The sequence below is a fragment of the Candidatus Dormiibacterota bacterium genome, assembly GCA_035635555.1.
In the GTDB taxonomy this organism is placed as follows: domain Bacteria; phylum Acidobacteriota; class Polarisedimenticolia; order Gp22-AA2; family Gp22-AA2; genus Gp22-AA3.
Window position 1 is genome coordinate 1 of sequence record DASQAT010000018.1, and the last position, 23,773, is coordinate 23,773.

Here is a 23,773-nt window from a genome sequence, read left to right on the forward strand (position 1 = left end):
CCTGTGTACGCATAACGCTAATTGTACTGAACTGTATAACCCAGTAAGAGTAGCGTGCGTGCTGTATATCTCAATAAAGGTAGATCGGCCTATCACAAGAAAGGCTGCGAACGCGTCACGGGAATGACAGCCAGGCGAGCATCGGCTGGGAAAGAGGTGCGCCCCACGGCCCTCGGCTTCACTGAAATACCCCAAGTCGTGACAGATCGCTGGGGTCAATATACCGCGAGCGGGGGACGAAGGAGCAATGGATCGAGGTCACGCGGCTGCTTCGGAACAGCGGGCGGCCCCGGGCGGCTACCTCATTCCTGCGACTTTGTTGAAGTAGGCGACGAAGGTCTTCATCCCGCCGCTCGCCTGGCGCCAGTCGTAGTTCTCGTTCGGCGCGTGGTAGCCGTGCTCGGGAAGGCTCAGGCCGATGAACACGATCGGGGCCTTCAGGTGCTTCTGCATGGTGACGACGGCGCCGATCGAGCCGCCCTCGCGGATGAAGGCGGGGGTCCTGCCGAAGCCGAAGTTCACCGCATCGCGGGCGGCGTCGGCGTAGGGGCCGGCGAAGGGGCCGAGGTAGGGGGCGAGGCCCGACTCCTCGATGACCTCCACATCCTTATTGATCTTCTTGACGGCGGTCTTCAGGAGGCCGAAGACCTTCTTGGGGTCCTGCTTCGGCACGAGGCGCATGCTGACCTTGGCCTCGGCCCAGGGCGGGACGACGGTCTTGACGCCGGGGCCGGTGTAGCCGCCGGCGATGCCGTGCACCTCGAAGGTGGGGCTGGCCCAGATGCGCAGCATGACGTCGCGAGGGTTGGTCGTGCGCAGCGACTTCAGCTCGTGGGCGGTCATGAACTTCTTCAGATTGAATCCGGACGCCAGGAACGACTTGACCTCGGCCGCGTTCGGCTTGACGACGTCTTTGTAGAAGCCGGGGATGAAGACCTTGCCGGTCGTGGCGTCGTACAGCTTCGAGATGACCTGCGCCAGCTCGCCGACGGGGTTGCGGGCGGCGCCGCCGGTGAGGCCGGAGTGGGCGTCCTTGCCGCCGGTGCGCAGCTGCAGCCGGGCCGGCTTCAGGCCGCGCAGGCCGTACGGGATCGCCGGGCGGTCGGTCGACAGCCAGATGGTGTCGGACACGAGGACCGAGTCGGTCGAAAGCAGAGGCAGGCGCTTCGTGACGAACTCCTCGAAGTGGGGGCTGCCGATCTCCTCTTCCAGCTCCCAGACGAAGCGGATGTTCAGCGGAATGCGGTTCTCGGCGGCGTACTTCGCGGCGAAGAGAGCGGTGATCCCGGGGCCCTTGTCATCCGTCGATCCGCGGCCGAAGTAGCGGCCGTCCTCCTTGCGGAAACGGAACGGATCCTGGCGCCACTCGGGCTCCTGCGCCGGCTGCACGTCCATGTGGTTGTAGACGGTCAGGGTCGGATGCGAGGCGCCGGTCCTGAAGTCTCCGACGACGACCGGGTTCCCGGAGGTCGGCACGACCTCGGCCGACGTCGCGCCGCACTCGCGCAACAGGGTGGCCGCGGCCTGGGCCCCGCGCTCGATGTCGGGCTTGTGGGCCGGGTCCATGCTGACGGTCGGGATCTCGACCATGTGGCCGAGGCGGTCCTCGAAGCGGCCGCGGATGCTCTGGACGTAGGTCTCGATCGTGCGGGGATCGGGGGTGGATCCGCTCATCGGTCGTGTCTCCTGTTGGGTCGGCGTCAGGCCAATACGGTGCGCAGAGTCCGGATGCGGCGGAGGGCCTCCTCGAGGTCGGGCATCTTCTTGGCGTAACACAGCCGGATCTGCTTCCGGCCGTCCTTCGGGTCGGGGTAGAACGACGAGCCGGGGATGACGGCGACCTTCGAGCGCTCGAGAATGACGCGCGCCGCCTCCTGGTCGTCCTTGAAGCCGATGTCCGAGAAATCGGCCAGCATGTAGTACGCCCCCTGCGGCGGGTACGGCGTCATCCCGGCCTCGCGGCAGGCGGCCACCGTCATGTCGCGCTTGACCTGGTAATCGCGGCGCATGTTCGTGTAGTACGACGCCGGAAGGTCGAACGCCGCGACCACACCGTGCTGCAGCGGGGATGGCGCGCACACATTGATCAGATCGTTGAGGATGGCGAGCTTCGCGGCAATCGGCCTGGGGGCTATGGTGTATCCCAGCCGCCAGCCGGTCATGGCGTACGTCTTGGAGAAGCCGCTGATGGTGATGGTGCGATCGGCCATCCCGGGAAGCGACCCGGGGCTGATGTGCTCGCGTCCGTCGTACAGGATGTACTCGTAGATCTCGTCGGTGATGCACAGGGCGTCGTGCTTCCTGCACAGGTCGGCGATGTGCGTCAGCTCGGCGCGCGTGAACACCTTGCCGCACGGGTTCGACGGCGTGTTCACCAGGATGAACTTGGTCTTGTTCGAGAACGCCGCCTCGAGAGCCGCAGCGTCGTACGACCAGTCGGGCGGCCTGAGCGTGACGTACTTGAGCGACGCCTGGCAGACCTTCAGGATGTTGAGGTGATAGCCGTAGAACGGCGAGAACAGGATCACTTCGTCGCCCGGGTCCACGAGCGCCAGGCAGGCGGCGACGAACGACCCCGTCGAACCGACGTTGACGATCACCTCCCCGTCGGCGTCGCACGGGACCTTGTTGTAGTCGCGGACTTTCTTCGCGATGCGGTGCCGCAGCTCGTCGATCCCGTCGAGCCGCGTGTAGATCGAGCGGTCCTCCTGGATCGCCTTGATCGCCGCCTGCTTGATCACCGGCTCGACCGGCTGGTCGCAGATCCCCTGGCCGAGATTGATCCCATCCACCCTGGTGCATTCCAGCGACATGCGGCGGATATCGGATTGCTGGAGCCCCTCGATCCGATCCGCGAACATCTTCTTCAAGGTCTGACCCCCGTGTGGACGCAGACGATCCCGCCGTTCATGGCGAGGTAGCCGACATTCGAGAAGCCCGCCTCCTCCATCGCGGTCTTGAACTCATGGGCGTCCGGAAACAGGGCGACCGAGTCGGTCAGGTAGCGATAGGCCGCCTCGCGCCCCGTGATGAGCCCGCCGATGCGCGGCAGGACGTTGAAGAAATAGTAGTTGTACACGGTCCACCACAGTTTCGACGGGGGGGTCGAGAACTCGAGTATACAGGCGCGGCCGCCCTGACGCAGCACCCGCAGCATCTCCTTCAGGCCGGCGCGGAAGTCGGGCACGTTCCTGATGCCGAAGGCGATCGTCACCGCGTCGAACGACCCGTCCCGAAAGGGGAGCGCCTCGGCGGGGGCGTTGACCAGCGTGACCGCGGCGGCGGCCGGCTTCTTCCGGGCGAGACCCAGCATCGTCCGGCTGAGGTCGGCCCCCACCACCCGCGCCGCCCGCCGCTGCCGCAGAATCTCGAGCGCCATGTCGCACGTTCCGCACGCCAGGTCGAGGACGACGGAACGAGGAGGCAGACCCGCCAGTTGCCGGATCGCCACCCGGCGCCAGTGCAGGTCGATGCCGAAGGAGATGACCCGGTTCGTCAGGTCGTACCTGGGTGCTATCGCGTCGAAGTTGTCGCGGATCTGGATGTTCCGCGGTGTCAGCGCATAGGGCGGCATGGGTGAGCGGGAATTATACCAGCAGACGGGGGGTGCTCAGTGCGCCGCGGAGGAGTCCCAGACGATCCGCCCGCCCGCGATCGTGGTGACCGCCTTGACGTCCTTGATGGCGCGCGGGTCGATGGAGAAGATGTCGGCGCTGAGGATCACCAGGTCGGCGAGCATGCCCGGTGCGATCGATCCCTTCTCCTTCTCCTGGAACTCGGCGTAAGCGGAGCCCTTGGTGTACGCCTCGACCGCCTCCTTCACGGTGATCTTCTGGTCCGGCACCCAGCCGTCCGGGTTCCTGCCGTCGAGCGTGGCGCGGGTGGCGGCCGCGTAGATCGTCTGCATCGGGTCGAGGGGGGCGACGCTCCAGTCGGTGCCGAACGCCAGGCGCACGCCGCGGTCGAGGAAGGTGCGGAAGGCGTAGGTCGTCCTGATCCGCTCGGGACCGATGCGCTTCTCGGCCCAGCGGCCGTCGTCGATGGCGTGGTACGGCTGCATCGAGGCGATCACGTGCAGGGCCGCGAAGCGCTCGAAGTCCTTCGGCGCCACATGCTGCGCGTGCTCGATACGGAAACGACGGTCGCGCTCGCCGTTCGACCGCGCCACGTCGGCATAGAGATCGAGGATCATCGAGATCCCCCGGTCGCCGATGGCGTGGACGCAGAGCTGCAGTCCGGCGGCGTCGGCCTTCGTCATGCGATCGCGCATCGCATCGAGCGGCTGCATCTCGTCCGACAGGAGCCCGCGCGTCGAGGGTGCGTCGAGGTACGGCTCGAAGAAGCAGGCCGTCGTCGATCCGAGCGAGCCGTCGGCATAGCCCTTCAGGGCGCCGAGCCGCAGCCAGGAGGATCCGAAGGCGCGGCGCAGACCGATCTTCGCCTGGTCCCTCCAGTCGGTCAGCGACGGGGCGGCGTAGATCCGCGTCGTCAGCTCGCCGCGCTCGAGGAGATCGGCGTACACCGAGATGTCGTCGTACTCGGGATTCATGTCCTGCACGGACGTGACACCGAGCGAGGCGGCGTGCGCGAGCGCCCGGCGCGCCGCCCGCAGGCGTTGCTCGCGCGAGAAGGGGGGAATGACCTTCGCGACGAGCGACATCGCCGCGTCCTTGAACAGCCCGTTCGGCTCGCCCCGCGCGTCCCGGACGATCTCGCCGCCGGCGGGATCGGGCGTCTTCGCAGTCACGCCGGAGAGCCTCAGGGCGACGGAGTTCGCCAGCGCCATGTGGCCGTCGTAACGGCTGAGGAAGACCGGTGTCGTAGGGGTCACGCGGTCGATGAGGGCGCGGTCGGGCAGCTTCGCCGGCGTCCAGTTCTGGTCGTCCCAGTTCCCCCCGAGGAGCCATTCCCCCTTCGGAGTGCGCGCGGCCCGCTCGGCGATCCGCTTCACGAACTCTTCCGTATCTTTCGTGTTCTTGAGGTCGAGGTTGTCGAGATCCATGCCGCCGCTGACGAAGTGCACGTGCGCGTCGTTGAACCCCGGGACGACCCGCCGTCCCCCCGCGTCGATGACATGGGTGGCGGGACCGCGCCACGCGGACACCTCGTCGCTCGCCCCCGCGGCCACGATGCGCTCGCCCAGGATGGCGACCGCCTCCGCCTCCGGATGGGCGGGATCACCCGTGAAGATCTTCGCGCCGGTGACGATCAGATCGGCCGCCGGCCGGGCCTGGAGGAGAGGGGTGGCCGGCAGAGACAGGCTCACGACCAGGAGAATCAGGGGAGGGCCGGCCCACATTCAGGCCGCCTGACCCGGATTTCCGCCGGGGCCGCGGCCGCCCGGCGACCCGGGACCGCCGCCGTGCCCGCCGCGCCGGCGGCGCCGCCTCCTTCGTCCCGGCCCGGCCGCTCCGCCCCCCTGCGCGTCCTGGCGCTGGCCGCCGGACGCGGGTGGGTGCGCGGCGCGGCCGGCGGAGGACGACCCGCCCTCCCCGTCCGCGTAGACGCGCGGCGAGTCGACGGCGTCCGCGTCTCCCGCCGCGGCCGACTCGTCCAGAACACCGCGTGCCGCCTCCTCTTCGAAGTGGGTCTTCAGGAGATAGCCGACGATCGCGAGCCTGTCGGCGTCGTCCAGGATTCCGCGCGCCATCGCCTCGTACTCGGCGCGCTCGTCCGGGGTGAGCCGCGCCGCCAGCTCCTTGAGCGTCTCCACGATCCGCCTCACTTTCCGGCGCGCCACTTCCTCATCGGAGGGCACGTCGATTTCGTAGGCCTTCAGATGGTTGGCCCGCACCAGCCGGTTGAAGTTCATGAGATCGAAGGCCGAGACGAGCGAGATCACGCGGCCGGTCTTGCCGATGCGGCCGGTGCGCCCCGCCCGGTGGATGTACTGGTCCGACGAGTCGGGGGTCGAGTAGATGAAGACGTGCGACAGGTCCTCGATGTCGATGCCGCGCGCCGCCACGTCGGTGGCGACCAGGTGCTTGAGCGCCTTGCTCTTGAAACGCCGCATGACCTGCTCGCGCTTCTTCTGCGGCAGGTCGGAGGAGATCATGGCGACGGGAAGACCGCGCAGGGCCAGGTACGAGTGCACGAGGCGCGTTTCGGCCTTGGTGTTGCAGAAGATCATCGAAGAGGCCGGCGTCTCGTATTCGATCAGACGATAGAGCGCCGCCGCCTTGTCCATGCGCGACAGGATGCAGAACAGGTGCTGCACGCCCGTGACGTAGAGGGCGTCCTGCGACAGCATCAGCCGATCCGGCTCGCGCTGATATTTGATGGCGATCGCCTCGATCGACGACGGGATGGTGGCCGAGAACATCAGGGTCTGCCGATCCTTCGGCACCTGGTCGAGGATCTGCTTGACCTCCTTCTCGAACCCCATGTCCAGCATCCGATCGGCCTCGTCCAGGACGAGGAAGCGCGTGGCGTCGAGACGGAGCGTCCTCTGGCCCAGGTGATCCAGGATGCGCCCGGGCGTCCCGACGACGACGTGCGCCCCCTGCTTGAGCCCGTCGATCTGCCGGGTCATCGAGTCACCGCCGTAGATCGCCAGGACCCTCACGCCCGAGCCCTGGCCGAGGCGGCCGAGCTCGTCCGCCACCTGCACGCTCAGCTCGCGCGTCGGGCAGAGGACGAGCGCCTGGACGCGCGGCATCGACGCGTCGACCTTCTCGACGATCGGAATGCCGAAGGCGGTCGTCTTGCCCGTGCCGGTGCGCGACTCGACGATCAGATCGCGGCCGGAGCGGGCGAGCGGGATGGAGCGTGCCTGCACCTCGGTCGCCTGGCCGTACCCCATCGCCTCGAGAGACTTCAGGACCGGAGCGGGGAGATCGAGCGACGTGAAGGGCACCGGCACGGCCGGAAAGGCCGATCGCTCCTGGCCCTCGAGACGCACCGGCGGCGCGGGCGGCGGCTCGCGCGGCGAGCCGCGCGGCCGGATCGCGACCACCCTCATCTGGCGGAGTTTCCCGGACTTCTTCGAAGGCTGATCCATCAGATGCCGAGCACCCCTCCGATGATCTGGCCGGTCGTCATCATGCAGACTCCCCGGGACGCCCAGCCCGCGACCAGGCGCTCTCCCTCGTCGGGCTTGATGGCCCGCGTCGCGTCCTGCACCAGGGCGACGCGGTAACGCTTCCTCACGAGGAGCCCCTCGATGGCGTACCGGTCGCACACGTCCAGGGCCACACCGTATACCACGATGCGGTCGGGACGCACAGCCTCGAGGACGGTGTCCACGTTCGGGTTGCTGAACACGTCGAAGCGCTGCTTGCGGAACAGGACTTCGCCCCCCCGGTCGAGGTGCCGCTTCACGCGCTGCTTCAGCGCCACCTTGTCCTCCGGACTGCTGTCGATGAAGAGGGGATCCTTCGGGCGAGTGGCCTCGACCTTCTCCTGACCCGGCGTGCCGGCGAGGCAGTGCGGCGGGAAGGTCTCCCGGAAGTCGGGCTGGTCCGAGATCTCACTGTCGTTCGCGGCATGGTAATCGACCGACCCGAGGAGCGGGAGGCGTTTCTCGCGCGCGAAGCCGGTCAGGGCCAAGAGATTCGGCAGGATCGCCTCGGCCCCCTGGATGTAGAGGTCCCCGTCCGGCATGATGAAATCACGCTGCGTGTCGACATCCCAGAAGACCGTTCGCGTCATGGCAGGGTCGGATTCTATTCTGGACGGGGGTCCCGGTCAAAATGAGGACGCCCGCCGTCCATCCCCGGATGCCCGGGAGGGTGAGACGGACGGCGGGCGATGGGGCATCGACGAAGAAGGATGGCCGGCTCTCCGTCAAGAGTCACGCCGCTTGCTGGGGGCGGCGAGACCGACCCCACTTCTCGATCTCCGAGGGGCCGCCTACTGCAATGTGCGTGCCTCGTGCCGCCCCGCGACGCGCAGTCGGGGTTCAGGCGCTGGCGTATCAACGAGATGCGCGAGTGGCGGAGTGACGATCGGTAGGATCTCGTACGAGTCTCAAGCGCCGTTTGAGACGGCTGCGGTCGCGGACCCACACCCACGGTCATGGCAAAGCGGGCGCCGGCGCGACGGTTCGTGGAAAGTCTCAAGCAGAAGACATCAAGGCGGGGGTTGAGACGAACGGAACTGGCTTACAGCACTACCGGGTAGATCTTGCGGTGGACGTGGGCGCGGTCGAGGGCCTTGCCGCTGCCGAAATCCCAATGGACGAGTGCTACGAACTGCTCCTCGACAAAGCAGCGCGCCATGATCATCGACAGGTCCTCGAGCGAGGGGACCGGCAGGCGTCGCGTCAGGCCCGCGAGGGCGTTCTGGCCCGGCAGGATGGAGACGAGCGCGGGGCGCTCGTCGAACAGGGTCGCCTCGAACTCCGGGAGATCGCGGCGCGTGTACGACGTCATGCCAGCCAGCGACAGGGCGGCGCGGCTCTCCCGGCCCTCGGTCCTTGGCGTCAGGCGGAAGCCGGTGTGCAGCGCGAAGTCGTCGAGCGGGTCGGGGCGCGGATCGGCCGGACGAGCGGCCGCGACGATAGGGAGCCGGAGCGGATGGCCGTCCCGTTCCACCGTGATCGTGGTCTTCTCCCCGATCGTCTGGTCGAGGACCGCGTCGAGCGCCTCGAAGACGTCGCCCGTGGCGACATCGCCCACGGTCACGACGCGGTCGCCGACCCGGACGCCGGCCTCGGCGGCGGGGCTGTCGGGGTAGACGCGTCGCACGCGCGCGCCGGCGTTCCTGTCCCAGCCCTTCCCTTCGCTCGCGGCCAGGAGCGGGTCGTCCATGAGCATTCCGATCCAGGGCCACTCCGCCTGCGGCGTTCCGAGCATCCGTTTCATGGCGCGCCGGGCATGGCGCGCCGGGATGAACAGGCCGGCGGCGTGCCGGTCGGTCCGCTGCGTCGCCTCCTCGGTGTAGGTGACGAGCAGGCTCGGGATGCCGACGAGGTGTCCGGCCGTGTCGAGGATGGCGCCGCCGGAATTACCCGGACCGATCGGCGCGTCGACTTCCGACCAGAACTCGAGCGGCCTGGCGCCGACTCTGACCCTGCGGTGCGTCCCCATCCTGGCCCAGGCGATCTGGGGGCCGCGATCTCCGAGATTGCCGAGGACGTACAGCCGCGTCCCGGGCGCCGGCAGGCCGTCCTCGGAGAACGGCACGGATCGAAGGCGGCCGCCGGAGGTCTTCAAGAGAGCCAGGTCGGAGGATTCGTCCACCGAGACGACGCTGGCGCTCAGGTCGCGGCCGTCCGCCGTCGCGATGTCCACGCGCGTGGCGCCCGCGACGACGTGAGCGTTGGTCAGGATGAGACCATCCTCCGAGACGACCACTCCCGATCCGGCGCCGAGTCCTTCCACCTGCTCGCGCAGGAAGCGGCCGCCGCGAAACACCGGCACTTTCACGACCTCGTGGACGCGCACGCTCACGACGGCGCCGAAGGCCGCCGTCACCGCCTCAGGGATCGACTCGACCCCCGGGGCGGACGGTGCGACGGTCATCGATGACGCGGCGAGAAGAGCGACGGAAGCGGACGTCAGGATGCGCATGCCGGTCGGGAATATAATTCCCGCTCCACCTCGATGCCCGTCCGATGGGAGGCTTGATGCGCTTTCCCGGCCTGCCGGTTCTCGTGGCGCTGGCGCTCGGTCCCGGTGTCGTCCTTTCGACTCCCCGGCCGGAGCGCATGGCGTCAGAGCCAGCGCCAGGAGCGGATCGGCCGGGGCGTCAGGGTTCCGCCGCGGCGGGCGCCATCGAGCTCGCAAGGCTTGGTGAGTTTCTGGACTGGGCCCATCCCGCGGGTGACGGCTGCGGGTCGCCTGCAGACCTCGCGATCGTCGAGACCTGGGACGGCGGCGTGCGCGCCAGTTACCGGATCGTCTGCGGCCCCTCGATCCGCGCGCTGGAGGGGGTCTTCCAGGTGCGCGAGCAGGTGCGCGACAAGGAGAGGGTCTGGCAGGTCTCCGGGGGCTTCGAGGCCGACGCTCCCCGGATCGATGCCGCGCTCGGGCCGCCCCGGGGCACCCCGGGCGCCGTGTCCGGGGCTGCCGGCGCCGGGCGCCCCGTTCCTCCTCCCGCCGGGCTCGCGCCGCCGCCCGCGAACACCGGCGCCCTGCCGCCGGATTCGCCGCTGCGCTTCGTCGCACCGCCGGAGGCGACGATCGAGACCCCGCCCGAGTTCCCCGAGGAGGCGGGCCGGGCGAGGCTCATCGGCGAGGCGCATGTCGAGCTGCTCGTGCAGATTTCCCCCGAGGGAGCGCCGCTAAGGGCGCGACCGCTGCGCGGACCCGATCCGGATCTCGGAATGCGACGCGCGGCGATCGACGCCGTGCTGCGCTGGCGGTTCGAGCCGGCGCTTCTCAGAGGCTCGCCGCTGACCTATTACAGGCCGGTCGAGCTGACCTTCGGCGGCCTTCCCCCGGAATCGCGGGACTGGGTGCACCGCGCCCTGTTTCACGTCGAGGCCATCGTCTCGGACGACGAGCTGGTGGTGCAGGAGGCCCTGCGCCGTGTGAAGGCGGGCGAGCCGTTCGCCTCGGTGGCGGAGCAGGCGATCGGGACCGGGCCGGAGCGCGGCGGCGACTGGGGGTTCGTGTCCGCGGCAGCCTTCCCCGCCGCCGTGCGCAAGGCGCTGCACGAGGCGCGCGTCGATGGCCTGGCCGGGCCGGTGGCCGCCGAGGGACGCTTCTATCTTCTTCTGAAGCGCGGCGAGCTGTACTACGCCTTCGATCCGCGGCCGGGTGGCGGGATGTCGTACGACATTCTGCACCGGAGGAACGCTCCGGAGGGGGAGTCTCTCAAGCAGGCCGTGGAGGGGGATATCGCGGATTACCTGGCCGAAAACCGGCGGCAGGCCTACCTGAACGAGGCGGCGCGCACGATGGGGATCAAGCAGGTGGAGACGGAGATCGGACAGCTCGAGATCCGCACCGACGTCCTGGACGAGGAGGAGACCAGGATCCTGGGCCAGGTGGTCGAGGCGACCGTCCGCGCCCACCAGCAATTCTGGGGACCGCTCGTGACCCTGCGCCCTTTCAGCCAGAAGGTGCAGGTGTACGCCTGGGCGCGCAAGGCCGATCACGATCGGATGCACCGCCTGTGGCTCGCGTCCGGCGGGAAGGGGGCATCCGGAGAGACGAGGCCCGCCGGGAGCGCCGGCGGCACCCCGTCCGGCTCCGAAGTATGGAGCTTCACCGGCGAGTACATTCCTGCGTCGCGCATCCTGTCGGTGCCGTGCGAGAGGATGTCGGGACACCTGCCGGTGCCGATCGTCATCCACGAAGCGATCCACATGCTCGACTACGAGAGGACGTACGGGCAGGGGGACCAGCCGTCGAAGTGGTTCGAGGAAGGGCTCGCGACCTACTTCGGGTTCTCGCAGATCGGGTCGCGGTTGAACATCGAGCCCGGGGCCATCCGCCGGTCCGGCACGATCCAGGCGGGGACGGTGCGGGTCCAGTTCGATCCGCGCACCCCCCTGCGGGAGTATATAAAGAGGATAGAAGGGGGCGAGCCGGTCCCCCTGCGCACTCTGCTCACCTCGAAGGCGGGCGACACGCTGTGGAGCGGGGACCGGGCGGTCCTGGCCTACGGCGCCTCGTGGACGCTCGTCCACTTCCTGATCCACGGTGCGAAGGGGGCGCACCGCCCCGCGTTCGAGGATTACGCCCGCGCGGAGGCGCAGGGAAAGGGGGGCTATGACACTTTCGTCCGTCTGTTCGGCCCCGACCTGGTCCCGCTCGAGGAGCAGTGGCACGAGTACGAGGACGATCTCTAGACCCGGGGGTCGGCGATGCACGAGGACCCGCAAGACGATTCCGGCGAGGACACCGAGCCCCCCTCGGAGGGATACGTCTGGGGATTCGCACGCCAGGAGCGCGAGCTGCCCGCGAAGGACTACCGCGCCCACATCCGTCTCCTCGACGAGGTCGAGGAGGAGGAGCTGGAACGGCTCGACCTGTCGCGCGCCGACGACTACATCCTCTGGGCGGCCGCGCAGGCGTTCGAGGAGATCGATCGCGACCAGGACGCCATCGCACTCCTGAAACGAATCGCCGACTCGACGGCGCGCCACCCCGCCCTCAACTATGCCGACATCTTTCTGCGCCTGTCGGAGCACCTGAAGGACCGCGGCGACTACGATGAAGCGGTCGCGGCGCTGGACAAGGCGGAAGGGATCGAACCGGACCTGCACGTCCCCTGCGACGAACGCCGGGCGGAGATCCTGGTCCTGCGCGGCCGGACCGGCGAGGGGCTGGCTCTGTTCCGGGAGACGGCGCGCGCCGCTCCCGGCGATCCCTGGGTGCCGCTGCGCGCCGGCTGGGCGCTCCTGGCCTCGGGGCGCTACGCCGAGATCCCGTCCTGGATCGAGGAGAGCGAGCGCGCCCTCAAGGACGTGAACGATGAAGAGGAGACCCGACTGGCGGCCGGCGAGATCGACCGTCTGCGGCAGGAGGCGGAGGGCCGGCTGGCCCGGCGCGAGCGCCTCGAGGCGTCAGGGGTGGGCCCGGTCGCGGGCCTCGAGCGGCTGAAGGACGAGATCCTGTCGGATCTCGACGCCGAGGAATCCCGGCTGACCGGAAATCCGCCCCGCACGGAAGACGCCCGCGCCCGGGCGGGCGAGCGCCTGGCCGCGCTGCACGCCCGCGCCTCGAAGGGGTGGGACGACGCGGTGGAGGCGCGTGACGAGACGCTCATCGCGGAATTCGACACTCTGCAATGGGACGTCGCCGGGCTGGCCGGTCGCTTCGCGATTCCGCTGCCGGGGGTCGATTAGGACCGGGTGTCGTCCCACCTACTGGTTGCGCTCCAGCTCCGAGTCGATGATCTCGGCGAAGGAGTTGACGTCGCGGGCGCCCACCATCGGGATGCCGTTGATGAAGAAGGTCGGGGTGCCGGTCACGCCGTACTTCTGACCATCGTCGAAGTCCTTCTGCACCTCATCCTTGAACTTGCCGCTCTCCAGGCAGGTCTTGAATTTGTCCTTGTCGATTCCGGAGATGGCGGCGGCGGTCTCGACCAGCTCCGGCTGCGTGAGCTTGGCCTGGTTGGCGAACATCGCGTTGTGCATCTCCCAGAACTTGCCCTGGTCCTTGGCGCACTCCGAGGCCTGGGCGGCGATGTTGGCGTTCGGGTGGAACTGCAGCGGATAGTCGCGATACACGAGGCGCACCTTGTCCCCGTATTTCTTCAGGACCTCCTCCACCGTCGTCTCGGCACGGCTGCAGTACGGGCACTGGTAATCCGAAAACTCGACGATCGTGACGGGGGCCTTGGCGGGGCCCTTCGCGGCATCGTTATCCACGGCGATCTCGATCCGCGGCGGCTCGAGCAGCGTCTTGACCCCGTACTTCTTGCGCAGCCCCTTCATGTAGTCACGCTGCGCGTCCGCGAGCTTCTGGTTCTTGAGCATGGCGGCGATCTGGGGCGCGAGCTGCTCCTTCGTCTGGGTCCCGAATTGCGGCTTGTGCTGTTCGTAGAAGCTGTCGATGTCGGCCTGCGGCGGGTCGGTCACCTTGTCCGTGACATCGGTCTTGAGCAGGTCGTCCTTGCCCACCTTCTTGGCGGCCGCCTCCTTCATCAGGACTTCGTTGTTCACCATCGCCTCGAGCGCTTGCCGGCGGGCATCGTACTCCTCCTGACGCACCCGGGTGAGAGCGCTGGCCGCCTGGACGTCGAGCTCCTGCAGCGTGATGGTCTTGTCGCCGATCATCGCCACGGGCGTGGTCGGGCTCAGCGAGGCGGCGGTCGCGGTTGTCTTCTTCGCGTCCTTGCCGCTCTCCTTGCTGGGATCGCCCGTGGCTGCGGTGCACGCGAAGGCCGCGCTGGCGCACACGACGGCGGCGAATGAAATGAGCCGTTTGCTGCGGGGTTGCATGACGCCTCCTTATAGACGTTATGGTTGTCCTGGAATCGGCGAAGATTCTACTCCCGGAAGGCCCGCCGGTAAAGTACAATGCCCTCCATCCAGAGCCATAGCCCAGGGAGGAGTGCGCGCCGATGAAGTACCGTCAGCCCGGCTACCGGGACCAGGACTACAAGGAAGAACGGGAAAAGCGGAAGCAGGATGACAAGGGTCCGCGCGGCCCGCGCGAGCCGCGCGGGATGGCGCGCGAGGCCCGCCTGGTCACGCGCTGCTATCAGTGCGGCCATCAGGAGCAGGCTCTCGACAGCGTTCCGACCGATGCTCTCTGCCCGAAGTGCCGTGCGGCCCGGCACTCCTGCCGCAACTGCGTGCACTTCGATCCGGGCGCGCGCTTCGAGTGCCGCCAGCCGATCCCGAAGCGCGTTCCCTCCAAGACCGCCGCCAACACCTGCGAGTTCTTCAAGCCCGAGACCGTCCTCGACGCCACCGGCCGCCGCATCGTCAGCCCGGGACCGGCCGCGCCAGCGGGTGAGAGAGTCAGCCCGGGGCGCGCCGCGTTCGAGGCGTTGTTCAAGAAGAAGTAATTCACCTGTCAGGTCAACACCCGAGATTACGCGCTGTGACGTCTCCGCGCGACGTGCGGGCCGCGAGTCGCGTCGGCGGCCCGAATGCGCTCCCGCGATGTGACCCTGCGACGTAACCTTCCTGCCGGGTGCTGGAGCGTCTCGCCGACGGCTCCCGATGCTCTAATCGCCACGATCGGAAAGGAGTCCATCATGCTCAATCGTCCTTCGGGTGGCATCGGCCTGACCGTCGTCACTTCGTGTGTGGTTGCGCTCGGCTTCCTGTCGGCAGATGCGGCACGCGCCGACTGTCCTGCCGGGCAGTCGAATCCGATCACGAGCGGCCGGGGCGACCTGCGGCCGCCGATCATCCTGGGCAATCTCGGGGCGGCGCCGCGGGCGTATTTCTATCTCCTGGGCTCGGGGAACATCAACAACAGCGGCTCATTGCCGGCGTCGGCCTGGCTGCACAACGTGGGCGACCTCGACGGAGACGGCCGCCCCGATTTCCGCATCGACGCTCCCGGAGACGGACCGGGTGGCTGGGGCGATCCACGGACCAACGGCTGCCCGTCGACGCTCGACCCGTCGCATCCGCCGCTCGTGATCGTCATCACGCACGAGAGGGAGGACCGGGACGGTGACGGCAAGTTCGACATCTTCGAAGACATCAATCACAACGGCGTGCTCGACCCGGGGGAGGATCGGGACGGGGACGGCCGCCTGACTCCGCCGGGCGGGTGCGAAGGGGCCCTGCGCGAGGACGTCGACTGCGACGGCCACGCGGACATGTTCTGGGAGGACGACAACGGCAACCACCAGCTCGATCCGGGCGAGGACCGGGATGGTGACGGCCGGCTCGATTACATCGACGAGGACGCCAACCACAACGGCGTGCTCGATCCGGGTGAGGACAGGAACGAAAACGGCCGTCTCGACACGTTCGATCCCAGTTTCCCGAACATCCACCCGTACATCGAGGACAGAAACGGGAATTTCACCCTCGATGACCGCTCCATCCCACGCAGCGACGATCCGGTGCCGCTCTACCCGTACGGCGAGCTGAGCCCGGCGCCGGGCGGGATCATCGTCGTCACGGTCGCATGGGACGGCACGGCGTACGACCTGTCGAACATCACGACGCCCACCCGCATCGTGCCTGGCGTGCAGGGGCGGTTCCTGGATGCGACGTCTCTCGATCGTCTGACCCCCGCGGTGTCGGGCGTCAGCAGGAAATCCGATGCGACCTGGCGGATGAGGTTCGACGTGCGCGGCACCGACCTGGCCGACGACCTGGGCGGCACGCGCGACATCTTCGATCGCTATTCGATCTCGGCGTTGACGCGACTGTCTCCGATGGACGCCCTTCTGGAGCGCTTCCTCTTCCTGGAGACCGGGACATCGCTCCTGACGATGCCGGCTGCCGGGAACGGCAGGGCGGGCGGATTCGCGTCGATCCTGCCGCGCGATCCGACGCGGCCCTTCCCGGTCCTCGGTCCGGTCGACGCCGGGCCGCTCGCCCCGGAGCAGGACGCACAGTTCGAAGCGGACGCGGCGCGCATCTTCCGGATCGACAACCTTCTCGATCAGGATGGCGACGGCGTGCCTCTCCCGCACGACATCTGCCCGGGAGTCGCGAATCCGGCGCAGGACGACGCCAACCACGACGGCCTTGGGGACGCCTGCGATCCTGCCCTGCTGTCACCCGGCTCCGTCGTGGATCGGTGGACGCAGGTCGCGGGTCCCGCGAGCCCGGGACCGCGCGACGGCGCTGCGGCTGCATTCGACGCGCGGCGCGGCGTGGCCGTCCTGTTCGGCGGATCGTCCGACGCCTCGACCTGGGAATTCAACGGCTCGACGTGGAGGCGAGTCGCAACTGCGGCGGCCCCCGCCCCCCGGCGCGGCCACGGCATGGTGTTCGACGCGGCGCGCGGCCGGGTCGTGCTGTTCGGCGGCGAACGTCGGTCCGACGGGACGCTCCTGAACGACCTCTGGACCTACGATGGGACTACCTGGCGCCTGGTGACGACCGCGGTCGCCCCTTCGCCGCGCGCCGAGTTCGGCCTCGCCTTCGATTCGACCCGGGGCCGCACGGTCATGTTCGGGGGCCGTTCGGCGCACGGAGCGCTGGGGGACACGTGGATGTTCGACGGCTCGGCGTGGCGGCTTCTGCCTTCGCCGCAATCGCCGGCAGCGCGCTTCCAGGCTCAGATGGCTTTCGACGGATTCCGCCAGGTCACGGTCCTGAACGGCGGCATCGATCCCGCGGCCGCGATCCCGCAGCTCAACGATACCTGGGAGTTCGACGGCGCTGCCTGGCAGCCTGCCGACACGCGCGGCAACGTCCCGCCGACCTGGAACGGCGTCCTGACCTTCGACCCGCCACGCCGCCGAATGGTCCTCTCAGGAGGCGTCACACGCGACCCGGCCCGCCTGTCCACGGGACTGGCGGTGATCCAGACGGCTGCCGCCCGTCTGTACGACGGCGTCTCATGGAGCGCCCTCGCCACTCTGGCCACGCTGCCGGCGCGCGCCGGACACGCGGCGGCGCAGGACCTCGTGCGCGGCGTCCTGCTGGTCCACGGAGGGCACGCCTCCGGTGCGCTGGCCGACTCGTGGACGCTCCGACAGGGGGGGGACGCGGACGGCGACGGTGTCGCCGACGCGAGCGACAACTGTCCTCTCGTGGCGAACCCCGCCCAGGATGATTTCGACGGCGACCGCAGCGGCGACGCTTGCGACAACTGTCCCAGCACGTTCAATCCCACGCAGCGCGATCTCGATCGGGACGGCCAGGGGGACGCCTGCGACGACGACCTCGACGGCGACGGCGTTCCGAACGGCAGCGACGCCTGCCCGGCCGCCTACGTCGCCGGCCGGCCTGCGGCCCAGATCGGGCAGGGTGGCGGGCCGGACAGCGACGGCGACGGGATCCCGGACGACTGCGACGTCTGCCCGCGCGATCCGGCGAACGATGCCGATCACGACGGCGTGTGCGGCGACCGCGACAACTGTCCCCTCGCCTTCAACCCGCTGCAGTCCGACGCCAATGGAGACGGCGCGGGAGACGCCTGCCAGCCCGTGGTCCGCATCGCCTCCGTCACCCTCATGCGTGACGGAACCCTGAACGCCCTGGTCGCCGCCGGCGATCCGGACGGCGACACGCTGCGAGGAACGGTCGAGGTGTTCGCGACCACGCGTCTCCTGAACGTCATCCCGCGCCTGTCGGAGGCCTGCTCCCTGGCCTTCCAGCCTGACGGAGTCGCGGGCGAAGGGATCGTCTACGCCGTCAACCCGGGGGCGCCGCCGTTCCTCGCCGACGTCGATTCGAACGTCGGGTGCTCGGACGGCCAGGCCGACTTCCTGATCGCCATCGGCACCTGCGCCGAGGCGCTGGTATCCGGCCTCTTCTCATCCGAGGCGGTCCTCGATCGCACGGCGCCATTCCAGGTCTGCGTGAGGCGCGTCTCCGACCCGGGGCACCTGTCCGAGTACACGCTCTTCAGCTACGACAGCGGCTCGGCGGCCCTCGGCCCGGTCGGACCGGCGGTCGTGTCGATGCCGTACGACCGCTCCCGCCTGCCGCGGTCGATCGATCTCACGTCCCTGCCCGGGCCCGGCACGTACATCCTCCGGATCACCGCGGACGACGGCGAAACACCCGCAGCCTCGGACCAGCGAGCCTTCCCATGGAGCGGGGAGAGGGTGCTGTACCTCAACCGTCCGCCGCGCCCCTAGGGGGGCACGGCGCCGTAGTTCGTTGAAGCGGCCTGGTGGTAGGATGAAGAGGTGTCCGCGTCCCTCCGTCCTGCCGCATCTCTTCTGGTCATCGCCTCGTTTCTCGTCGGGCAGACGGGCTGTCTGACGACCAGCGTGCCGCCGGTCGGTGCGGAGGGTCCCGCCTTCAAGCCGGCGAACGACGAGCGCCGGTTGTGGGACCAGGCGAAGGAGGAGGAGCGCAAGCTCCGCGACAAGGCGACGCTGTATCAGGACCCGCTCCTGGAGGACTACCTGAATCAGGTCGCGGGCCGCCTGGCGCCGCCCGAGGTGAAGGGGCAGGAGGCGATCCGTCTGCGGGTCCACGCGATCAAGGATCCGACCCTCAACGCCTTCACCTTTCCCACCGGCTCGATCTACGTGCACACGGGGCTCCTGGCGCGTCTGGAGAACGAGGCGCAGCTGGCGGTGGTCCTGGGCCACGAGGAGACGCACGCGACCCATCGCCACGCCCTCGAGTTCCAGCGCAGCGCGCGCAACAAGGCGATCGGGTTCTCCATCGCTTCGCTCGCCGCCAGCATCGTGATCGCCGAGCAGGCGGGGAAGAAGGCCGAGCGGGGGAACTGGGGCGGCGCCTACGTCCTGAGCCAGGTCGGCAACATCATCGCCGGGCTCGGTCTGCAGCTCGCGTACATGGCGGCGGTCAACGGCTTCGGCCGCGAGCTGGAGCGCGAGGCGGATGAGGTCGGCCTGGAGCGCACCGTGGCGGCGGGGTACGACCCGCGCCAGGGGCCGCGCGTCTTCGAGCTCCTGAAGGACGACCGCGGGGACGACTCCAGGATGGAGATCTTCTTCTTCGGAAGCCATCCCCGGCTGGATGAGAGGATCGCCGACATGAAGGAGATCCTGTCGACGCGCTACAGCGGCGTCGGCGGCGACGACCGCACGAAGGATACGCACGATTTCCAGATGCGCATGCGGGTCCTGGTGCGGGACGACGCGGCCGAGAACCTGCGCCTTGGGCGGCTCGGCAGCGCCGAGGCGGAGATCGGCAGGGTCCTCGACCTGACCCCGAACGATCCGGTCGCCCACTATCTGACGGGACAGGTCGCCGAGACGCGCGCGGCGGACGCGCAGGACCGTGCCGCAGCCGACAGCCAGCTGGACAAGGCCCTCGAGGCCTACGAGCAGGCGAGCCGCCTCGACCCGCGCTATGCCGATCCCTACCGCGCCATCGGCATCATCCGGTACAAGGCCGGCGAGAAGGACGAGGCGCTCACGGCGTTCCGCCGCTACCTGGAGCTGAAGCCGGACGCGCAGGACGCCCAGCAGGTCCGGGACTACATCCTCGAGCTCGAGCCGCGCTGAACCGTCGGCCGGAGGGCCTCCCCCCATGGACCTCGGACTCGAAGGCCAGGCGGTCCTCCTCACCGGCGCCAGCCGGGGGATCGGCCTGGCCGCGGCGCGCGCCTTCGCCCTGGAGGGAAGCCGCATAGCGCTGGTCGCGCGGGACGCAGCGAACCTGCGCGAGGCCGCGCGCGAAGTGCGGGAGATCCGTCGTCCCGGCTCCCCTCCGGCCACGGCGGCACCCGAGGTGATGGCGGTCGCGGCGGACGCGACGCGCGAGGAGGACGCGGCGCGCGCGGTGCGCGAGACGATCGCCCGCTTCGGGCGGGTCGATGTCCTGGTCACGCTGGTCGGCGGCTCGCGCGGCGACCCGGGGGTCGAGGCGCCGGAGGCCGACTGGGACGCGGTCGTCTCCGCCAACCTGCGTGCGGCCGTGACCATGACGAGGCTGGTCCTCCCCTCGATGAAAGAGCGGCGGAGCGGCGCCGTCGTCCACGTCACGTCGATCTTCGGGAGAGAGTGGGGAGGGGCCGCGTCCTACATGGCGGCCAAGGCGGGACTCATCGCCTACAGCAAGGCGTGCGCCCGGGAGCTGGCCCCCCACGGTATCAGGGTCAACAACGTCGCGCCGGGCTCGACCCTGTTCCCGGGCGGCTCGTGGGATCGCCGTCGCAAGGCCGACCCCGAAGGGATCGCGGCGTTCGTGGCGCGCGAGCTGCCCCTCGGGCGCTTCGGCCACCCGGACGAGGTGGCGGCCGCCATCCTGTTCCTGGCATCGAAGGCCGCTTCGCTGATCATCGGCGCCTGCCTGAACGTGGACGGCGGGCAGAGCCGCTCATTGATCTAGGGGGCTCTTTGCGAGGCATGAGACGAGGGTCCCTCGCCGTTCCGCTGGCGGTCCTGCTCCTGGCGACGACCGCGCGGGGCGAGGCCCGCGTCGAGCTCCCTCCTCACGACGACCGCTCCGTCTACGATCTCGCCGGCGTCGTCACTCAGGAAGACCGGCGGACCATGGAGCGGAGTCACCGCGACCTGCTCGAGAAGACGGGGGTCGCGATCGCCGTCGTCACCTTCCCCCGCCTGGAGGGGGAGGCGCTGGAGGATCTTCTGGCGCGGGCAGGGCCGGAGTGGGGGATCGGAAGGCAGCCCGAGGATCGCGGCATCGTCGTCGCCCTGGCGATGGAGGAGCATGGGGTCATCATCGCGACCGGTCACGGCGTCGAGGAGTTCCTTCCGGACACTCGCGTCCGCACGATCATCGATCGGTACATCCTTCCCCGGCTGCAGAGAAGCGACGTCTCGCACGCGATGCTGCATGCGAGCGCCGCCCTGGTCGCCGCCGCCTCCCAGCGGTATCAAAAGGAGATCGAGGCCCCCGCGGCCACCTCGGACTCGCGGAGGATGCCGGCGCGAAGCTGGTCCGCCTCGCTCGTCGTCATTCTGTTCTTCGTAGCGCTGGCGCTGCGCCCGATGGTTCTGCGTCTGTTCGAGAGGCGCTCTCAGTAGACGCCCTCGACGATCTTGCGGTTGGTGTCACCCCTGCCCAGACGCCAGATATAGGCGTCCACGATGAAGTGGTGGATGTTGATCACCGCGACGGACACCAGCCTTCCGTCGAAATAGTCGAACCCCATCGCGGCGTAAGTCTTCGGCAGAAGGATGAACAGGATGCATCCGAGCCCGAGGCTGATCCCGTAGAACCAGAGCGTGTGGAACAGCCTGCCATGCGTATTTCCGGGAAGCGACACCTGATCTTTGACGTCGAAGATGATGACGATCGCCAGGTACTGGAGCCCGTGAAAAATGGTCGCCCAGAGGAAGGCGCTCAGGGGGTCCAGCACGAAAAACCAGATGGCGTTGCTGAACACGGTCAGCAGGCTGATCAGGGGCATCGGCCCGCTTCTGGCCCGCCACACTTTGATGAACAGAAGGAAAGGCGCGACCACGCTGAGAGCCACGAGCGCCGTCCTGAGGGAGGGGAGCAGTCCGCTGATGGAAGGAAGGAGCTCGCCGATGGGCACCGGGAGACGGGAGCCGAGGAGGTTGCCGCCCATGTAGAACAACGGGATCATGCACACCCACCGAAGCAGCTTCTTGTCGGTGCTCTCGAGGTTGCACCCCGAGCGATAGCTGTACATGACCGCCAGTCCTTAGGCCTGGGCCGCGTAGTGGTACGGAGACCAGGTCAGATAAAGAGTGTCCAGAATCCTGCCCACGCGTCCCACGTAGACGACGCAGAGCGTCATGAGGATGATGACGATCGGCGGAACCACTTTCGACAGGAAGGGCATGGACCCGGCGGCGCCCGGCTTCGTGTACAGCCGCACGGTGGACGCCGCGAAGTGGGCCCCGTTGCTGAACAGGACGATCCCCGCCATGGCGGCCCCCGTCCCGAGAAGCTCCGACCGCATCGGGGTGAGGACGACGATCGCCGTGACGAACAGGCTCAAGCCGCCGCCGATCAGCAGGTAATCGAGCAGAGGATGGACAAAACAGCGTCCCGTCAGCGTCGTGAGAAGGCCTGGCGGGACGTGTTTCGGATTCTTCCGCTATCCGCGTCGCAGGGGGGGCTGGGGGCGCCCGCCTTTCTGACGCCTGTCGGCCAGCACGGCCAGGGACTCGAAGATGATCTGCAGCGCCAGGAAGAGAGTGACCCCGGACGGGTCGAGGGGAGGGGAGACCTCCACGATGTCCATGGCGCGCACCGGCAGGTGGCGTATCAGACCGCGTGTCAGCTCCAGAAGCTGCCGGCTCGACAGTCCCCCCGCGACCGGCGCCCCGGTGCCGGGGGCGCACGACGGGTCGGCCACGTCGATGTCGAGACTCAGGTAGATGTTGCCGACTCCGGCCAGTCTCTCGTGCGCGAGATCCACGATGGCGTCGACACCGGACCTCTCGATCACGCGCGCCGGCACGAAGCGGATCCCCTTCTCCTTCATGAAGTCGAGCTCGACCTGGTTGTAGGAGCGGGTCCCCAGGATCAGGAGGTGTTCCGGCTTCAGGCGGCTGCCGTCGAGCGCGCGCCGCATCGGACAGGCGCTCGACAGGGGCGATCCGTCGTACGTGTCGAACAGATCGGGATGGGCGTCGAGCAGGACCAGCCCGAACCCCTCCGGAAACTGGCGTCCGAATCCCCGGACCAGGGGGATGCTGACCGAATGGTCCCCGCCGATCGACAGGAGGAAGGTATCCCGTCCGGCCATGGCGCCGAGCTTGAGGATCTGGGCCGCCGCCTCTTCGACGCGCGAGAAGTACACCTGGCGCGCGCCGTCCCCCTGCAGGCCGTCGCCGGGCGCGACGTCGCCGGCGTCGCGGACCCGCAGGAGGCCCGGGTCGACCACATACCCTTCTTCGGAGATGGCCGGCGAGGTGGCGGAGATGTCGCGCAGCCGGCGGGGCGCTTCGGCCGCCCCGGCGCGCCAGCAGGCGGCGCCGTCGAACGGCACCCCCAGGATGACGACGTCGTGCGGGTACTCGAGGTCGGGAAGCGCCAGGCCCCCCCAGGGGTGACGGGTGATCATCGTCCGGATTCTACCAGCAGGGTAAGATGAGCGGTGACCGGAATCGGCGCCGATCTCTGGATCGGCGCGCGCGGGGAAAGGACATGGGTCAGGGCCCAGGAGCGGCTCCCGGTGATCGACGCGGGGCCGCGGCGTTCGCGTTCGGCCTCATCCTGGGGTCGAGCCTCGCGGCGTGCGACGCCCCTTCGCGCGCCCCCGCGTCCACCCCCGCGCGTGAGGCCGGTGCGGTCGAAGCGAGAGTCGAGTTCGCGGACCTCGATAAGATCCATGCGACCCTCCAAGGGCTGCGCGGACGGCCCCTGTTCGTCAACTTCTGGGCGACCTGGTGCGTGCCGTGCGTCGACGAGCTGCCCGCCCTGGCGGACCTGGCGCGCGAGGACGCCGTCGCGGGCGCCGGGTTTCTCGGCATCTCTCTCGACGCCTGGATCACGGGGAACGGCGCCGAGACGGAGGACAAGGTCAGGCAGGCCCTGGCCGGGTCCGGCGTTGGGTATCCCAACCTGATCTACCGGGGCGATCAGGACCCGTTGATCGAGGGGCTGGATCTTCCCGGCCCTATTCCGTATTCGGTCCTGTACGACGGGCAAGGGAAGCGGGTGGCGAGCTGGACGGGCCCGGCCGCCATAGAGGAGGTGCGACGGGCGATCGCCGCGGGGTTGCCGCGGACCCGGCCGACGGCTGCGGACCCGCCTCCGGCCGCGTCGGATCACCGGTGACGACCGCCTCGGAGGGCAAGGCGCGCGTCTGGGCTCTCAATCCGACACCTCCGGGCAGCGACCGGCGCGGCCGGTAGTGGG

At 68.9% G+C, this 23,773-nt stretch carries 19 protein-coding genes; 8 read left to right on the forward strand and 11 right to left on the reverse strand.

The genetic code is table 11. From position 1 onward, the window contains the following. Positions 1 to 297: 297 nt before the first annotated feature. The 7 genes from VEW47_05005 to VEW47_05035 form a co-directional block, all read right to left on the reverse strand. Positions 298 to 1,674 carry a M20/M25/M40 family metallo-hydrolase gene (locus VEW47_05005; protein ID HYS04534.1) on the reverse strand — a complete coding sequence of 459 codons (1,377 nt, stop codon included), beginning with the start codon at positions 1,672 to 1,674 and terminating at the stop codon, positions 298 to 300. A gap of 26 nt (positions 1,675 to 1,700) precedes the next feature. Further along, positions 1,701 to 2,861, reverse strand: coding sequence for an aminotransferase class I/II-fold pyridoxal phosphate-dependent enzyme (locus VEW47_05010; protein ID HYS04535.1), 1,161 nt, complete (start codon positions 2,859 to 2,861; stop codon positions 1,701 to 1,703). A gap of 5 nt (positions 2,862 to 2,866) precedes the next feature. Then, the gene (ubiE, locus tag VEW47_05015; GenBank protein HYS04536.1) at positions 2,867 to 3,574 is read right to left on the reverse strand and encodes a bifunctional demethylmenaquinone methyltransferase/2-methoxy-6-polyprenyl-1,4-benzoquinol methylase UbiE; all 708 of its coding nucleotides are present in this window, start codon (positions 3,572 to 3,574) and stop codon (positions 2,867 to 2,869) included. Between the two features lie 36 nt (positions 3,575 to 3,610). Next, a complete protein-coding gene (locus VEW47_05020; protein HYS04537.1) occupies positions 3,611 to 5,299 on the reverse strand; it encodes an amidohydrolase in 1,689 nt (562 codons plus the stop codon). Then, positions 5,300 to 6,961 carry a DEAD/DEAH box helicase gene (locus tag VEW47_05025; protein HYS04538.1) on the reverse strand — a complete coding sequence of 554 codons (1,662 nt, stop codon included), beginning with the start codon at positions 6,959 to 6,961 and terminating at the stop codon, positions 5,300 to 5,302. 38 nt (positions 6,962 to 6,999) lie between these two features. Next, on the reverse strand, positions 7,000 to 7,650 hold the full coding sequence (locus VEW47_05030) for an isochorismatase family cysteine hydrolase (GenBank protein ID HYS04539.1): 651 nt from the start codon (positions 7,648 to 7,650) through the stop codon (positions 7,000 to 7,002). Between the two features lie 452 nt (positions 7,651 to 8,102). Further along, on the reverse strand, positions 8,103 to 9,512 hold the full coding sequence (locus tag VEW47_05035; protein HYS04540.1) for a S1C family serine protease: 1,410 nt from the start codon (positions 9,510 to 9,512) through the stop codon (positions 8,103 to 8,105). Positions 9,513 to 9,568: 56 nt separating this feature from the next. Between VEW47_05035 and VEW47_05040 the strand changes: the two genes are divergently transcribed. Next, positions 9,569 to 11,740 (forward strand): energy transducer TonB, encoded by a 2,172-nt coding sequence (locus VEW47_05040; GenBank protein ID HYS04541.1) that lies wholly within the window; start codon positions 9,569 to 9,571, stop codon positions 11,738 to 11,740. A gap of 15 nt (positions 11,741 to 11,755) precedes the next feature. Further along, positions 11,756 to 12,739, forward strand: a complete 984-nt coding sequence (locus VEW47_05045) for a tetratricopeptide repeat protein (GenBank protein HYS04542.1) — start codon at positions 11,756 to 11,758, stop codon at positions 12,737 to 12,739. 18 nt (positions 12,740 to 12,757) lie between these two features. On the opposite strand, the gene VEW47_05050 is transcribed toward VEW47_05045, so the two are convergent. Next, positions 12,758 to 13,840 (reverse strand): thioredoxin domain-containing protein, encoded by a 1,083-nt coding sequence (locus VEW47_05050; GenBank protein HYS04543.1) that lies wholly within the window; start codon positions 13,838 to 13,840, stop codon positions 12,758 to 12,760. A gap of 122 nt (positions 13,841 to 13,962) precedes the next feature. Here VEW47_05050 and VEW47_05055 point away from each other — a divergent pair, with 122 nt between their 5' ends. From VEW47_05055 to VEW47_05075, 5 genes are all read left to right on the forward strand, one after another. After that, the gene (locus tag VEW47_05055; GenBank protein HYS04544.1) at positions 13,963 to 14,412 is read left to right on the forward strand and encodes a hypothetical protein; all 450 of its coding nucleotides are present in this window, start codon (positions 13,963 to 13,965) and stop codon (positions 14,410 to 14,412) included. A gap of 192 nt (positions 14,413 to 14,604) precedes the next feature. Continuing rightward, complete coding sequence (locus tag VEW47_05060) at positions 14,605 to 18,129, forward strand: thrombospondin type 3 repeat-containing protein (GenBank protein ID HYS04545.1); 3,525 nt, start codon at positions 14,605 to 14,607, stop codon at positions 18,127 to 18,129. Between the two features lie 51 nt (positions 18,130 to 18,180). Next, positions 18,181 to 19,476, forward strand: a complete 1,296-nt coding sequence (locus VEW47_05065) for a tetratricopeptide repeat protein (GenBank protein ID HYS04546.1) — start codon at positions 18,181 to 18,183, stop codon at positions 19,474 to 19,476. Between the two features lie 25 nt (positions 19,477 to 19,501). Further along, complete coding sequence (locus VEW47_05070; GenBank protein ID HYS04547.1) at positions 19,502 to 20,302, forward strand: SDR family oxidoreductase; 801 nt, start codon at positions 19,502 to 19,504, stop codon at positions 20,300 to 20,302. A 17-nt stretch (positions 20,303 to 20,319) separates the two neighbouring features. After that, entirely contained in the window at positions 20,320 to 20,961 is a 642-nt protein-coding gene (locus tag VEW47_05075; protein ID HYS04548.1) for a TPM domain-containing protein, read from the forward strand. Here VEW47_05075 and VEW47_05080 read toward each other — a convergent pair. The 3 genes from VEW47_05080 to VEW47_05090 form a co-directional block, all read right to left on the reverse strand. Next, positions 20,955 to 21,593 carry a hypothetical protein gene (locus VEW47_05080; protein ID HYS04549.1) on the reverse strand — a complete coding sequence of 213 codons (639 nt, stop codon included), beginning with the start codon at positions 21,591 to 21,593 and terminating at the stop codon, positions 20,955 to 20,957. The genes VEW47_05075 and VEW47_05080 overlap by 7 nt on opposite strands. A gap of 12 nt (positions 21,594 to 21,605) precedes the next feature. After that, positions 21,606 to 21,905, reverse strand: a complete 300-nt coding sequence (locus VEW47_05085) for a hypothetical protein (GenBank protein HYS04550.1) — start codon at positions 21,903 to 21,905, stop codon at positions 21,606 to 21,608. Positions 21,906 to 22,004: 99 nt separating this feature from the next. Next, the gene (locus tag VEW47_05090) at positions 22,005 to 22,976 is read right to left on the reverse strand and encodes an arginase family protein (protein HYS04551.1); all 972 of its coding nucleotides are present in this window, start codon (positions 22,974 to 22,976) and stop codon (positions 22,005 to 22,007) included. Positions 22,977 to 23,059: 83 nt separating this feature from the next. On the opposite strand from VEW47_05090, the gene VEW47_05095 reads away from it, so the two are divergent. Next, positions 23,060 to 23,692 carry a TlpA family protein disulfide reductase gene (locus VEW47_05095; protein HYS04552.1) on the forward strand — a complete coding sequence of 211 codons (633 nt, stop codon included), beginning with the start codon at positions 23,060 to 23,062 and terminating at the stop codon, positions 23,690 to 23,692. Positions 23,693 to 23,773: the final 81 nt, after the last annotated feature.